Consider the following 14,677-nt stretch of genomic DNA (forward strand, 5'->3'; position numbering starts at 1 on the left):
TCCCCGCCGTGTGTAAACGGCTACAGACGGCCCGCGTCCCGGGCCCGACGCTGAACGGGACGACCACCTCTTCGGGAAGCGACAACGCAGCAGGGGGGCATGGGTGAACCACGGCGCACCGGAACTCGCCGAAGCACACTACGAGTCGGTGATCAGCGTCGATGCCAGACGCTCCGGCGAGTACGACGACATCGACAAGACGCACCTGCGCGCCCGCATCTACCGGGTGCTGCAGACGGCGTTCGAGCACGCTGCCGTGCCGGGCGACGCCCTGCACATGGAGGACCGCGGGGACGGCGTGCTGGTGTCGGTGGCGGGCCGGGTCTCGGTGAGCCGGCTGCTCGGCCTGTGGCTGGTCGAGGTGCACGAGAAGCTGCGGGACGAGAACCGCGGCCTGCGCCGGCCTCTGGGGTTGCGGATCGGCATGCACGTCGGTCCGGTCCGGCACGACGAGCGGGGCATCAGCGGGCGCGCGGTCGACCTCGCCTGCCGGCTGGCCGACTCCGCCGTCGCCCGGCGGCTGCTCGACGCCGAGGACGCCGACCTGGTGCTGATGACCTCCCAGTCGCTGTACGAGGACGTGGTCAGCAGCGGCGGAAAGTTCATCGATCCCGCCCGATACTCTCCGGTCCGGCTGCGTCTGAAGGAGGGCGAGGTCACCGCCTGGTGCCACCTTCCCGGGCGGCCCGCCCCCACGATCCGGACCGAGGCGGCGCCCGACGCCGAAGCCCCCACGCCCGACGCCGAAGCCCCCACGCCTGCCGCCGAAGCCCCCGCGCCTGCCGCCGAAGCCCCCGCGCCCGAGACCGGGACTCCCGCGCCCGGCGAGGTGGGCGGCGCGCCCGACGCCACGGACTCCGCGCCCGCCGCCGGACGCCGTCCGTCGGATGCCGGTCCGCCCGCGGCCGGCGCGCCTACCGGGCCGGCCGGCAGCAGCACGCACATCAACGTCGGCCGCGACTTCTACGAGCACCGGGACAACGTCTACCACCAGCCCGTGCACATCGGCCCTGTCGTCAACCGGGACGGCGGGCAGCGGAAGGGGCGGGCCGAGTGAGTGACGACCAGCAGGCGGGTGGCACGGCCCAGCAGGCCCCCGGGAGGCCGGACACCGCCGGCTCCCGGACCGAGGAGACGCGGGACCGGGACGAGCGGCCCGGCGACGGCGACCACAAGGCCGGTGCCAAGGCGGACCGCAAGGCCGGTGCCAAGGCGGACCGCAAGGCCGATGCCAAGGCGGACGGCAAGGCCGGCGGCGACGACGCGGCCACCGGGGACGAGACCACCGAACAGGAGAAGGACCAGGAGAAGGAACGGCAGCGGGAACGAGAGCGTGCCGCCGGGCGGTTCAAGGAGCACACCCGCGACCCGCTCGCCGGGGAGGACGGTGAGGACGGGCCCACCGACCTCGCCTCCGCCGCCCGCACGCGCCGTGCCACCCGGCTGCTGTTCGACATCGGCCGGGACTACACCGGCTTCGACCGCTCCTACTTCCGCAGCGCCCACATCGGGGACACATTCAATCTGCGGCTGGACACCCGCACCGCCGGTGCCGGGTTGCGTGGCGGACCCGTACCGGACGAGGAACTGCGCAGGCTCCGCCGGATCCATGTGGAACCGGAGGGTTACGTCCTGTTGCGCAACGCGCTCCGCGCCCAGCGGCTGCTGGTGCTCGGCGCCGCTCCGGGCACCGGACGCGCGAGCACGGCGCTGTCGCTGCTGGACGAGGTCACGACGCCGGGGGCGGACGGCGCGAACCCGGGTCCCCCCTCCGGCTCCCGGATCCGCCGGGTCGACCCGGCGGACGGGGTACGGCAGCTGGCGACCTCCCTGGACGAGCCGCGGGGCGGCGAGGACGAGGAGGGCGAGCGGCCGCGGCGCGCCACCGGGTATCTGCTGGAGCTGTCCTTCACCAGGCCGGGCGTCCAGCCCCCCGACGAGATGGACCTCGACGAGCTCGCCGCCGCCCTGGAGCGCTGCGAGGCCTACGCGGTGATCGTCGTCACGGTCGGATCCGCGACCAACTCCCTGCTCGCCGGCCGTTACGGCATGCTCTGCCCGCCCGCGCCCACCCGGGAACTGGTCCACACCCGGCTGCGTGAACTGCTGGAGCGGCACGCCGCCACGGCACCGGACGCGACCGCTTCGGCCGACGAGCTGTTCCGGCGCGCCGTCGAGCTGATGGGCCGGGCGGAGGTCAAGGACGCCATCGGGCTGAAGCACCTGCGCCCCGCCGAGGCCGAGCTGCTCGCCTCGCTGCTGGCCGGGCACGTGCGGGGCGACCTGCCCTACGAGGAACTGCTGTCCGGGTGCCGGAGCCTCGCCGCGCGCCAGGCGCAGGAGTGGTTCGCCGGAGTGGACCGGGCGCTCACCGTGCCCCCGGCCCAGCCGGACGGCACCACGGGGCGGCCGGGCACGGCGACCCTGTTCCATCCCGTGGCGTTCCGGATCGCCCTCGCCGTGCTGGGCGGAGCCTCATACAGCGCGGTGGCCGCCGCCGCCCACCTGCTCACCTGGGAGCTGTCCGTCCAGAGCGACCCGGACCACACCCCCGCCCGTCCGCTGTTCTGCGACGACCCGGAGGCCGACCTGGCGCTCTCCCGCGCCGAACTGGCCGACGGCACCGTCGAGGTGGCCGGAGCCGAGGTGCCGGCCCGGCTCATCTGGTACCAGGGGTCCGCGCTGCCGACGGCGGTGCTCACCGAACTGTGGGACCGTCACTTCCCGGTCCGGGCACCCGTGGTGCGCTGGCTGCGGCAGTTGGCGGACGACCCGCGCACCCAGGTGTGGATGCGCGCCGCGGTGGCCGCCGGAGAGCTGTGCGTACGGGACTTCGACCACGGCTACGCCGAGCTGGTCCGGCCGCTCGCCGAAGCGACGACACCCCGCCGGAGGATCTTCGCGGCCACCACGCTGGACCAGGCTGCCGGGCACGACTCGCACCGCCGCGCGGTGCACCGGCTGGTGGACGACTGGAGCCGGAACGGCACCAAGACGCTGCGCTGGACCGCGGCGATGACGCTCGGCTACGGCAACGCCGCGCCCAGCACCGACGACGCCCTGGACGCCCTGGCACGGATCGGGGTGCACGACGACGGGGACCAGACCGCGGTCGCCTCTTTCAACGTCGTCCGGCTGCTGGCGCTGCCGGACGCGGAACGGGTGCTGGAGCGGATGTCCGAGTGGACCCACCACAAGCGCGAGGCTTACCAGGACCTCGGGCTGGTGACCACCGTGCGGCTCTCGCTGACCACGGTGGACGAGGTGCTCACGGACCACCCGGCATCGCCCCTGGGGGAACGCGGGGACTGGCCGCTGCCGCTCGCCCTCGCCGACACCCGGCCCGAACTCGTCCGTCCGATGGCCGACTTGATGTGGACCACGTTGAACACCGCACGTGCGAGGGAAGTGGCGACGGACGCGCTGGAGCGGCTGCTGCGGTCCGCGGTGCGCGAGGACGGCACCGAGTGGACCCGGCCGGGGCTCGCCGTCCTGCTGCCCGCGCTGGTGACCGAGGAACACGACCGGTGGCGCCTGGACTGGTTGCTGCGCCGCATGATGCACGACCCCGACAACCCCCTTCCCGACCCCCAGGCCCGCGACCTGTGGTGGCTGGCCGTCACACCACCGGACCGGCAACGCCCTGACGGACCGCACCGGGACGACATGCGCCGGAACGGGCCGCGCCCGCAAAGGACGCGCCGGGAGAGGAACCGCGAGGAGGACAGGCATGGCTGAGAACCAGGAACAGGACGAGGCGGCGGGCTCGGGCGCGATGCCCGCCGGGCCGTTCCTGCGGGACTACCCGCCCACCGGCGGGCTCCCCTCGCCGAGCCCCCGGCGGGCCCTGGTCGTGTTCTACCGCAACGGCGGCCACAGCGTGATCACCGTCTCCGGCACGCGGCACGTCGGCAAGCGGGGGCTGTCACGACCGTACTCGGTCTGCGAGATCGCCCAGGGAACCCATGTGTCGGCACTCCGGCTGGAGTTGCCGGCCGCCGGCGGCACCAGCTTCTTCAAGGCCGAGGTGGACATCGAGTGGGAGGTGACCGACCCCCGCCTGGCCGCCGTCCAGGTCGTGACCGACGTCGCGGCACGGCTCACCTCCCCGGTGCTGGAACGGCTGCGCGAGGTCACACTGACCTACCCGGTCACCGACGCCGAACGGGCCAATCGCGCCATCACCCGGGAGTGCGCCGGCGGCCGGTGGAACGACCTCGGTGCCGAACTCGGCCTGCGGGTGCGGTTGTACGTCCGCCTGGGGGTGGACGACGAAGCCATCGGTTATGCGAAGAGGGAACGCGAGGTGCGGGCCGATGCCGAGATCACCCGGGTGCGGCAGGAGGAGTTCCGGCGCATGCTGCTCGGCGGGGAACTGGAACAGCTCAGCTTCATGCTGGCCGCCGACCCCGAGGGCGCCAAGGATTTCCTGGAGAAGATCCGCCAGGAGGGCAGGGAGGACGAGAAGGAGCGGGTCGACCGGCTCTACGACATGGCGCTGCGTGGCGAACTCCACTCCGTCGACGTCGAGACCCAGCTCCTGAACCTCCTCAACCAGGACCGCCGCCGGCCCCTCCAGGGCCCCATCGGCACCATGCCCCCTCACCGTCACCAGGAACCCCGGCAGTTGGAGCCGTCCGCCGAGGGGCCGTTCACCCCGGCCTGGGTGTCGGACGAGCCGCCCCGGCGGGAACCGTACCGAAGGGACTTCGGCCCGGCGGAGCGGCGGCGCCCCGCCGGCGCCGGCGCTCCCGGCTCCCGCCCGCACCACGGATCCCACCGCCCCGACCCCTACCCGGCGGACGACCCGGACCGGGACGCCCCGCCGGCACGCGGCAGAACGTACCGGCCGGACGGCTACCCGGTGGACGATCCCGACGCCGGCGAACAGCCGCCGCGCCACGCCCGGCCGTACCGGACGGAGCCCCACCGCTCCGACCCCTACCCGGCGGACGACCCGGACTGGAACGACCCGGACTGGAACGACCCGGACCGGGACGGCCCGGACCGGGACGACCCGGACTGGGACGGCCCGTCGCGCGGGCCGGCGTACCCGGCGGAGCCGTACCCGGCCGACGAGTCCGGTCTCGCGCCGCCGCGTGGGCGCAGGCGCCCGCGGGACGAGGGCTGGTCCTGGGCGGAGGAGGAGTGATGACCGCCGAGGACGAGGCCCGAAGGACCTCCTCCGACCCGGTCGGGCCCGTGCCGGACGGGGGTCGGCACCGCCACGACCGGGCGGGGGAGCACATCGCCGAGCGGCTGCTGGCCACGGTCCGCGAGGACCTCGGCCGGGCCGACTCGAAGGCCGCCGTGCTGCTGTCGGGGACGCTCGCCCTGCCCGCGTTCCTGATCGGGTGGCACGGCGCGCCGGCCCACTACGGGACCGCCGACGTGACCCTGCTCCTCGCCGGCCTGCTCTGGGCCGGCGCGGTGGCGGCGCTGATCGGTGCGCTGATGCCGCGCACCGGCACGCTCCGCGACCGGGACGGGGTGACGTACTTCGGCGACCTCGTGGCCTGCGACCTCGAGCGGCTCGCCGCCCGGGTCGCCCAGGCCGGGCGGGACCCCGCCGAGTGGCTGCTCGTCCAGGCCGTGGACGTCAGCGCCATCCTGTCCGCCAAATACCGGGCCATCCGCTGGGGCATGGGCGCCCTCGCCCTGTCGGCCGCCCTGGCACTGATCTGGGGCCTGACGCCGCGCTGACGCGTGGCCCGGCCCGCAACCCGAGCACGTCACGCACACACGAACCAGGAAACTAGGGGGCGGCCGTGAGAAGAGTCACGGGAAGACCGCAGACGGCAACGGGCCGCGGCCGAGCGCGCCGCGCCGGGGCCTTGCTTCTGGCGGGCACCGCGTTGTTCCTTTCCCCGCCGGCACCGGCCGGCCCGGATCCGGCGCCGGCGGCGGACTCCGCGTCCGCGTTCCCGGCGGTCGACTACGCGGTGGCCGTCGACGAGTCCGCGAGCCTCACGCCCGCCGACATGAAAGCCGAGAAGGCCGCTGCCGCACGGATCGCGCTGGGTGACGTCTCCTCGGACTCCCATGTCACCGTCTTCGGGTTCGCCGCCGCGGAGTCGGCGGACCAGCGGGCGGTGGACCCGGTGTGCCCGCGGACCGCGTTGGACGCGGCGGGCCGCGAGAACATCGGCGAGTGCGTCGGCAAGCTGCGCAGCCGCCCGAGGGACAAGGGCACCGGCACCGACTTCCCGAGCGCGATACGGCAGGGCGTGCACGACCTCGCCGACGGCACCGACCCCGCCCGGCCGCGCGTGCTGTTCCTGCTCACCGACGGGAAGATGGACGTCACCGACAGCCCCAGCTACGGCGACCCCGCGCACCGCGAGGCCGAGGGGAAGCGGCAGCTGGACCAGGCGCTCAAGGAGGCCGCCCAGCAGAAAGTGCAGATCTGGCCGCTCGGCTTCGGCTCCGAACCGCGCTGGGACGAGCTGAAGAAGATGGCCGCCGGCGGCTACCGGAAGGGCTGTGTCGACCTGCCCTCCGCCCGCCCGGAACCCAAGAAGGTGAAACCGGAGGACATCGGCAGCGCCCTGGAGGAGATCTTCGCCGCCGCCCACTGCCTGCGCCACGAACAGGGGCCCGCGCCCAAGCGCCCGCCCACCACCCTGGAGATCGGCATCTCGCCGCTCGCGACCGTGGGCAGCATCGTGGTCGACAAGGGCGACCCGAAGGTGCGGATCACCTACTACGACCCGAACGGCGACAAGGTCCCCACCCACGGCGCCCGCCACGGCTCCCGCTTCGAACTGGCCGGCGGCAGCGACGCCGTGGAGGCGCTCAGGGTCGTCGACCCGCTGCCCGGAACCTGGAAGGTGAGGGCGGAGGCCCCCGAGGGACACCGCTCGCTGCCCGTCGCCGTCAGTGTGCTGTGGCGGGGCGAGCTGCGCGGCGCGATCACCATGGACCCGCCGTCGCCGCAGGCCGGCGACAAGGTCACGGTGACCATGCGGCTCCAGACCCGCGAGGGCTACGAGATCAAGGACCCGCGCGACTACGCCGGCCTGCGGGTGCGCAGCGAACTGACCGGTGACGGCTTCGCCCCCCAGGAATTGAGCCTCACCGACGACGGCAAGGCGCCCGACCCCACCGCGGGCGACGGCTCCTTCACCGGCACCGTGCGGGTCCCGCGGAGCGCCGGCGGGGCCCTGAAGGTGAGCGCCACGCTGACCGCCTCCGGGCTCAGCGCCGACACCCGCAGCCAGAGCGGCCAGGTCGCCCCCGGCCAGCTGCCCGTCACCGCCGCGTTCGACCTGCCTCCGGCGAGCGTCCACCCCGGCGCGGGCATCGCCGGTACCCTGGCCGTGCACAACACCGGCCGGACTCCGCACACCCTGCGGCTCTCCGTGACCGACCTGCGCTCCGGACTGCTGTCGCTCGACCCTGCCACGATCACCGTCAAGCCCGGTGAGTCGGACCCACGGAAGATCACCGTCCAGGTCGCCCCGGCGGACGTCTTCGGCGACCGCCTCGGTGACGACGGGCTCCGGCTCGCCGGCACCGTCGCCGTCGTCGACAGCACCGACCACAACCGGATCCTCGCCCGCTTTCCGCTCTCGGTGCGCGTGACACCCGAGCCGGGCATCTGGGAGAAGTACTGGGGATGGTTCCTGGGCGGTGCCGCCCTGGTGGCGCTGCTCGCCGCGCTGGCCGCCGCATGGGTGTGGCAGCGCGGCAAGCGCACGGACCCGAACGGTCTGATGCTGCGGCTGCTCGCGGCCGACGGCACCGTCCTCGGCGAACACCGGGCGGGACGCGGGCACAAGGGCTGGTACGAGTTCACCATCGCCGAACCCCACCGCAGCCCCCGTATCGAACGGCGCCCCCACGGGCCGTACGCCGTGCAGCGCAGCCCCAAGGGCGGAGCGGTGCTGCGCAAGCGGGACGGCCGGACCCCGCTGCCCGCCAGGGGCCAGGTCGCCCTCACCGACACGCTGTCCCTGGCCCTGGGCGAGGATCCCCGCCCCCATGCGCCCGCCTCCGGCTCCATGCCCGCCGGCGACCGCGTCGGCGGGCGCTACGACGAGTACCTGTGAGGCGCGGCCGGACCTGTCAGACACCACCCGACGCCGTGTGACGCGCCGCCGGGCGGGCACCGCACCGCCCCACCCGGCTCCGTACCCGGCACCCGCGGCCACCGCGCCGCGCACCCGCGGACTCGACTCAGCACACACCCGCGGCCGCACCGGCCGCGAACGGGGAGGAAACCATGAAGATCTTCCAGCCGATGCTCTTCGTCGGCCTGGGGGGCACGGGGGGACTGGTCGGCGCCGAACTGGAGCGCCGGCTGCGCGCCGAACTGTGCGGCCCCGACGGCATGGCGCTCAGCCGGCGGACCGGTCACCCGCCCTTCCAGCTGCCCGACTGCCTCCAGTTCGTCTACGCGGACTACAGCGAGAGCGACCTGCGGCGGCTGCCGCAGTTCAATGTGGACCCGTCGCTGCGGGCCGCGTACGCCCGGACGTCCCGCGCCACGCACAACCTGCTGCCGAATTTCGACAGTTCACCGGAAGTGACCAAGATGCTCCGGGCGAGCCTGCGCGAGGAGGTGGCCGACTGGCTGCCGCCGGTCATCGGCGAACCGGAGGTCACCCCGCTGCACAACGGCGCGGGCCAGTTGCCCACCGTCGGACGCGCCGCCCTGTTCGCCACCCTCCGCCACAGCCTTGCCCCGGTCCTGGAGCCGCTGCTCCAGGCGATCGACGCGATCGCCAAGTCGGCGGGTGACCTGAGCGAGCTGGGCGGCGGCAAGGTCAGCGGCTGCGACGTGTTCGTCGCCTTCTCCGTGGCCGGCGGTACCGGTGCCGGGATCTTCCTGGACTACCTGCACCTCATCAGCCACGCCTTCCAATTGCGGCGGTTCGACGGGGTGAAGATCTATCCGCTGGTCGTGATGCCCTCGTCGTTCTCCGCCGCCACCGGCGGCGGCCGCGAGGCGGAGCTCAACGCGGCCCGGGCACTGGTCGACCTGTTCCGGCTCGTGGACCGGCAGAACGCGCCGACCGAGGGCGCCGAGATCGGCGACCTCGACCACGACGCCGCCTTCGCCATCCGCTACCCGGGCACCGTCCCCATCCGGCTGCGCACCGGCATCCTGCCCACGGCGTTCCTGTTCAGCCCGACCGCCGGCATCCGGGCGGACGACCTGCGCCGTTCCATCGTCTCCCTCGTCATGTCGCTGATCGGCACCGAACTCGGCGACGGCCGCTCCCGGGGCCGGAAGCTGGCCGCCGACGACGACTACCAGACCTTCGCCGCGAGCTTCATCAACCGGGGCGTGGCCCGCAGTTCCCTGTCCCCCACCGGAATCGGCCGGCAGGGCGTCTCCACCAGCCTCGTGGCCTCCATGACCGCCCCGATGGACCAGCTGGCCGACCTGGTGGCCGGACGGGTGCTGCGGGAGGCGGTCACGGAACTCGTGGAACGGCCCCGGGCCGTGCTGCGCGAGCGGGCGGTTCCGCTGATCCGGCAGCTGTTCGCCGACTCCCACCTCGAACAACTGTGGGAACGCAGGCAGTTGCCGGTACCCGAGCCCGATCCGCTGCCGCGCGGCAGCAAGAACATCGAGCAGGCGCTCGGCGAGCGGATCACCGACATGCAACGGCTGCTGGCCGACCTGCGGGTGCAGGCCGACACCCAGGCGGCCGTGATGGCCGAGCGGTTCGCCCCGCGCCCCGCCATCGACAAACTGCTCCAGACCGTCGACCCGTTCCTCGCCGAACGCGTCGTGCGCGGCATACCGGACAGCGACGAGACGATCGCCCGGCTCGGCTTCCTGGGCATGCTGGACAGCCGCGCCCGCGCCCCGCAGCGCCCTCCCGGGATCACCGAACAGCCGCCCAGAATCCCACGGATCAAGGGCCTGATGGGAGGCGTGGCACCGGCCCGCTGGGGGGACCCCGCCGTACAGGCCGCCATCCAGGAACAGGACACCTGGTACCAGTGGCGCTGCCGGTCCGTGTGGCACGAGGCCTGGCGGGAGCAGCAGCAGCGCTGGCAGCCTCACGCGGACGCGGCCGGGGCCGACCTGGAGCGCCTGGTGCGGGCCTTCCGCAGACACTGCGACCAGGAGCGCAAAGCCTCCGCGCAGAAGGGCCGCGAGCTGTACGAGGACCGCACCGGCGTCTCGTATCTGCTGCCGCCGCAGCGCACCCTCAACCACTTCTACGAGGACGTGGTCGCCCGGCTGATCCGCCGCGAGGGACTGCGCGAGACCGACTACGAGGGCGCGCTGCTGCTGAAGCTGGTCGACGGTGACATCTGGCGCCAGGCGCACGCGCGCAGCCGCCGCGACCCCGAGGGCGCCGTCGCCCAGGTCAAGGGCCGGCTGGAGGCCCGGATCACGCGGCTGTTCGCGGAGAGCGGCACCCATCTCGAGGAGCGGCCGCTGCTTCCGTCCATGGGCACGCTGCTGGCCGCCGCGGCGGGCGACCCGGAGGCCACCGAGCAGGTCAGCAAGGAGGCCCTCGACCTGTTCGGCCGCAAGCTGACGGGACTGTTGCCGGTGGGCTTCACCCCGGAGGGCACCGGACCGCTGCGGGTCCTGGTCACCCACCCCCGGGTGCAGGCCGTGGAGGAGGTGCAGGAATACCTCGGCAAGACGCTGCGGCTGCCCTCGGACGCGAAGAACTCCGTCGAGTTCCGGGGAGTGGAGAGCGACTCCGTCACCGTGGTCCTCTTCCGCAGCGAGATGAGCCTCACCCAGGTTCCCGAGGCCCGCAAGGTGCTGCGCCAGTGGGCCCGCGCCAAGGACAACGAGCAGGCCCAGGACGTGCTGCGCTGGCGTCAGCGGCTGGGCTGGCGGGACAGCTGGATGGTGAGCAGCGAGGAGGACCGGCGCACCATCCTGCACCGGCTGCTGTGCTGCATGTGGAACGGCCAGGTGGACGTGCTCGACGGCGACCCGGCCTCCCCGGCCCGGATCCGGCTGCGGCTGTTCCCCGAGACCGGCCCGAACGTGCCCGGGGTCCGGCTGCGCCTCGGCGACTACCCCGGCGGGGTGTCGAGCTGGGCGGAACTGCTGCGGTCGTACGAGCGCTGGACGGTCCTGGACGACGAGCGGACCGTCGAGGACTACTGCCGTGAACTGATGGCCGCTCAGCCGCTGGGCCTGGCCCGGACCGGCAGCGAACCGCACCAGCTCTTCGCCGACCTGGTCGAGAAGATCGCCCCGCGCCAGCTGGAGCTGCTCGCCGATCGCCGGGAGCGGGGCGGCGAGCGGGTCGAGGGATGGGTGGCTCCGCTGTGGGAGTTCTGGGCGGAGACCCTTCCGGCCGCCCTGGACAAGGAGTTCGGCGACCAGCGGGCCGTCCAGCCGACCCTGCGCACGCTGCTGGACCATGTGCGGGGCGGCACGTCGGCACCGCCCCGGACACGCGCGGACATCCCCGAACCCCGGCACACGACACCGGACGACGACGACTGGGGCACCGGGCCGATCTCGTCCTACGACTCCTACCGGGAGCCCGGGGACGGCTACGACCGCCTCCGGGACGACTCGGCGGCCGACGACCACGGGCGGTACGGCACGGGCCGGGACGGGCGGTACGGCACGGGCCGGGACGAGCGGTACGGCGACCGGCGCGACGAGCAGGACACCGAAGGCGGGCGTTTTGCCGGCGACGACCGCGCCCCGCGCTTCGGCGGCCGTCGCGACGAGGACGGGTACGGCCGGCCCCGCGGCGACGAACCCGGCGAGGACTACGGCAGGTCCTACCGCGGGCGCGACGACGCATCCCGGAAGGACGCCGACGGCTGGACCGGTCGGCGCCGGGAGCACGACGAAGACGACGGCGGTGACCGCTTCTCCTCCCGGTACGGCGCGGACGGGCGGCCGCCGGAGGAGGAACCGCCGCCGGTGCCCTGGGACGCACCCGGTGACCCGGGGCCGTACGGCGACGACGAGCGGGACCGGTCCCGTCGCAACCCGTGGGACGGTGACGCCCAGTGAGCATGCGCACGTCCCAGGAGTCCGGCGCCGTGATCCATCTGGATCTGCGCGCCGGAGCGGCCGAGCTCGACACCGCGCAGGCCCTGCGCGCCAGGGTCGCCCGCCGGCTGGGCAGGGCCGGTCTGCCGGAGCCCGACGACCCGCTGTTCCTGGTCGTCGACACCCCGGCCGGGCTCACCGATCACCAGCAGCAGTACGAACTGCTCACCGGCTACCGGGCCGTGGGCGAGGTCAGGCTCCTGGTGCTGCTCGTCGGAAGCGCGCCCGGTTCGTACGCCGACGAGGGCGAGGCGTTCCGGCCCGACCGCAGGCTGGTACGGCCCGCCGTACTGCGCGCCTCCGGCGTCGGGCTGCTGTGGGCCGGTGATCTGCGCTCCGCCCGCACCGCGCTGGAGCGGCCCGCGCCGGACGACCCCGACGCGCTGGCGGTCCTCGTGGACCTGCTGTCCGTCCCGGACCTGTATCTCGAGGTGCTGCGGGCGATCGGCTCGCTGCCCGAGGCCGTCGCCGCGCCCGGCATACGCCTGCTGGAACAGGACCTGCCCGCGGAGGTGCGCGACCAGGCCTGGCGTGATGCGCTCATCCGGTTCGCGGGAGAGGACACCGAGCTCCCGCCGGACGTGCTGACGTCCGTCTCGTCCTGCGCCGGCCTCCCCGAGCCGCTGCGTGCCCTGGTGGCGTTCCGCGGCCGGGACCGGCCCCACCGCGAGCCCGGCGGGAGGGCGGACACCGCCTACCGGGACTGCGCGGACGCCCTGGACCACGCCGAGGACTCGCTCGCCGGGCTGCGGCAGCTTCCGGGGCTGCTGCGGCCCGCACGCCGACAGGCGTTCGACGCGGACGTGGACGAGGCCCGCCGTGCCCTCGACGCGTACCGCGAGGTCGTCGCCATGGCCCTGCGCGGCGGCGGTGGCGCGGCACCGACCGCGGCCGAGTCGGCCGCCCGGCTCACCGCCCTCGGCCTGCGGGTGCCGTCGGCCGAGGGCGTCGGCGAGCGGATCGGCGAGGGCCTGAAGGAGTTCGCGGGGAAGCTGCTGGCACAGGGGCTGCCGCTGCGCGCGGTGGCCCAGCGCTTCACCGGCCTGGCGGGCCGGGTGGAGCCGGTGCCCGGTTCCGCGTTGCTGCCCCGGCTGGCCGCCCTGCCCCACCCCCGACCCGGCGCAGACGCGGACGGTGCCGCCCCCGGGACGGAGGGCGCCGCGTCATCCCTCCTGGCCCTGGCCGCCGTACCCGCGGCCGGGGCGGGACTGCTCGGCGCGCTGTGGCACGGGTGGTACCTCGCGCTGGCGCTGGTCGTCCCGCTGCTGTTCACCGGTGTGGCGGTGCTCGGGGCGGCCCGGCTGCGGGATGCCGGACGGCCCGGCCGCTGGGCGGTGGCCCCCCGGATCGGGGCGTTCGGCGGTGCGGTGGCCGGAGCGGCCCTCGCCCACGTCACCGAGCCCCCGGTCTGGATGAGCTGCGCCGGTCTGCTCCTCGCTCTCGGCGTCGCGGAGGAGACGGCGCGCCGGCTCTGGCGCACGGCGGCCGCCTCCTGGGCGCCGGGCGCCGCGACGGCCGCGCTGCGCCGGACCCTGGACGGGCTCGACGCCCTGCTGGCCGAGGCGGTCCAGGAGCACTGGGCCGTCGAGGAGCGCCTGTACTGCGCCGACGCCGCCCGGTCCGCCGCCGGCATGCTGCGGGCGGCGGCGGACGCGGCGGAGGCCGAGGCGCTGCCCGAGCCGGAGCGGCGCGGGACACCCACGGCACCCGGCGGCCTCGGCGTGCCCGACGACTTCGGCGGGCCGGGGGATTCCGGGGATCAGGACGGCGGCGCGTCCGCCGGGGACGACTGGCTGTCCCGCCCCTCCGCGCTGCACGCGGACGGCACCTTCGCCGACGCCGACGACGGGGAGGACGACTGGGCGAGCGAGTACGCCTGGCGGGAGGAGCCGCCGCGGGAGGAACCGGCCGCGGACGAGGACCGGGCCACGGACCCGGCCGGCCTCTGGCAGGAGCGCGCCGAGGGCGTGCCGCGCTGGCTCGACCGGGACACCGGCGAGGGCGGGCCGGAACTCGTCGCCACCCTGGCCGGGGACCTGAGGGACGCCGCGCTGGTGGCGATGGACTCCTACTGGCGTGCCGTCGAACGCGGCCGGATCGGCACCCGCACCGTGCAGCGCACCGAGGAACGGGTCCGTGAACTGCTGTACACGGCCCGCCGCCACCTTCGGCAGAACGGAGTGCTCGCCCCGCCCCCGTTCGCCGCCGCCGGCCGTGTGCGGGCCGGCTCCGCGCAACTGCTCGGCACCGATCCGCAACGGCCGGCCGAGCTGGTCGGCGCGGAGGCCGACCGACAGGCCGTCGTCCAGCTGTCCTCACCCGAGCAGGGCGCGCTGCTCAGCCGCGACCCGGCGGCCGCGGTGTGGATCAGGTTCGCTCCGCGGGCCGTGCGCGACGAGGTGGAGAAGGCCTGGCGCACCACCGGGGTGGCCCCGCCGGAGGAGGTCCTGTGGACGTCGTCGGGACGGTACGCCGGCCTGCTGCGGCTCACTCCGCTGCGCATGGGCGTGGTGGACACCGTCCGCTCCCGCCGCGGAGCCGGGGCCGACGACGACTGGACGGCTCCGTACGGCCGGCGGGACGACCAGGCGGCTTCGTACGGCCGACTGGACGGTGAGCACTGGTGAGCCGTACCCCGCACCACCTGCGCCCGCAGCGGTATCGCGGGGCGCA

At 74.6% G+C, this 14,677-nt stretch carries 7 protein-coding genes; all 7 read left to right on the forward strand.

What is annotated here, in order from left to right; translation table 11 throughout:
• Nucleotides 1–103 precede the first annotated feature (103 nt).
• Nucleotides 104–1,057: a nucleotidyl cyclase domain-containing protein gene (locus IE225_RS13125; RefSeq protein ID WP_190057642.1), complete on the forward strand. Its 954-nt coding sequence runs from the start codon at nt 104–106 to the stop codon at nt 1,055–1,057.
• Complete coding sequence (locus IE225_RS13130) at nt 1,054–3,738, forward strand: hypothetical protein (RefSeq protein WP_190057643.1); 2,685 nt, start codon at nt 1,054–1,056, stop codon at nt 3,736–3,738. The genes IE225_RS13125 and IE225_RS13130 overlap by 4 nt, the downstream gene beginning before the upstream one ends.
• Entirely contained in the window at nt 3,731–5,152 is a 1,422-nt protein-coding gene (locus tag IE225_RS33740) for a hypothetical protein (RefSeq protein WP_190057644.1), read from the forward strand. The genes IE225_RS13130 and IE225_RS33740 overlap by 8 nt, the downstream gene beginning before the upstream one ends.
• Nucleotides 5,152–5,703 carry a Pycsar system effector family protein gene (locus tag IE225_RS13140; RefSeq protein ID WP_190057645.1) on the forward strand — a complete coding sequence of 184 codons (552 nt, stop codon included), beginning with the start codon at nt 5,152–5,154 and terminating at the stop codon, nt 5,701–5,703. The genes IE225_RS33740 and IE225_RS13140 overlap by 1 nt, the downstream gene beginning before the upstream one ends.
• 278 nt (nt 5,704–5,981) lie before the next feature.
• Nucleotides 5,982–8,051, forward strand: coding sequence for a choice-of-anchor X domain-containing protein (locus IE225_RS13145; RefSeq protein WP_190057646.1), 2,070 nt, complete (start codon nt 5,982–5,984; stop codon nt 8,049–8,051).
• 173 nt (nt 8,052–8,224) lie between these two features.
• Complete coding sequence (locus tag IE225_RS13150) at nt 8,225–11,965, forward strand: tubulin-like doman-containing protein (protein WP_190057647.1); 3,741 nt, start codon at nt 8,225–8,227, stop codon at nt 11,963–11,965.
• Nucleotides 11,966–11,967: 2 nt separating this feature from the next.
• On the forward strand, nt 11,968–14,631 hold the full coding sequence (locus tag IE225_RS13155) for a hypothetical protein (RefSeq protein ID WP_229879509.1): 2,664 nt from the start codon (nt 11,968–11,970) through the stop codon (nt 14,629–14,631).
• Nucleotides 14,632–14,677: the final 46 nt, after the last annotated feature.

The sequence above is a fragment of the Streptomyces echinoruber genome, assembly GCF_014651135.1.
Classification (GTDB): domain Bacteria; phylum Actinomycetota; class Actinomycetes; order Streptomycetales; family Streptomycetaceae; genus Streptomyces; species Streptomyces echinoruber.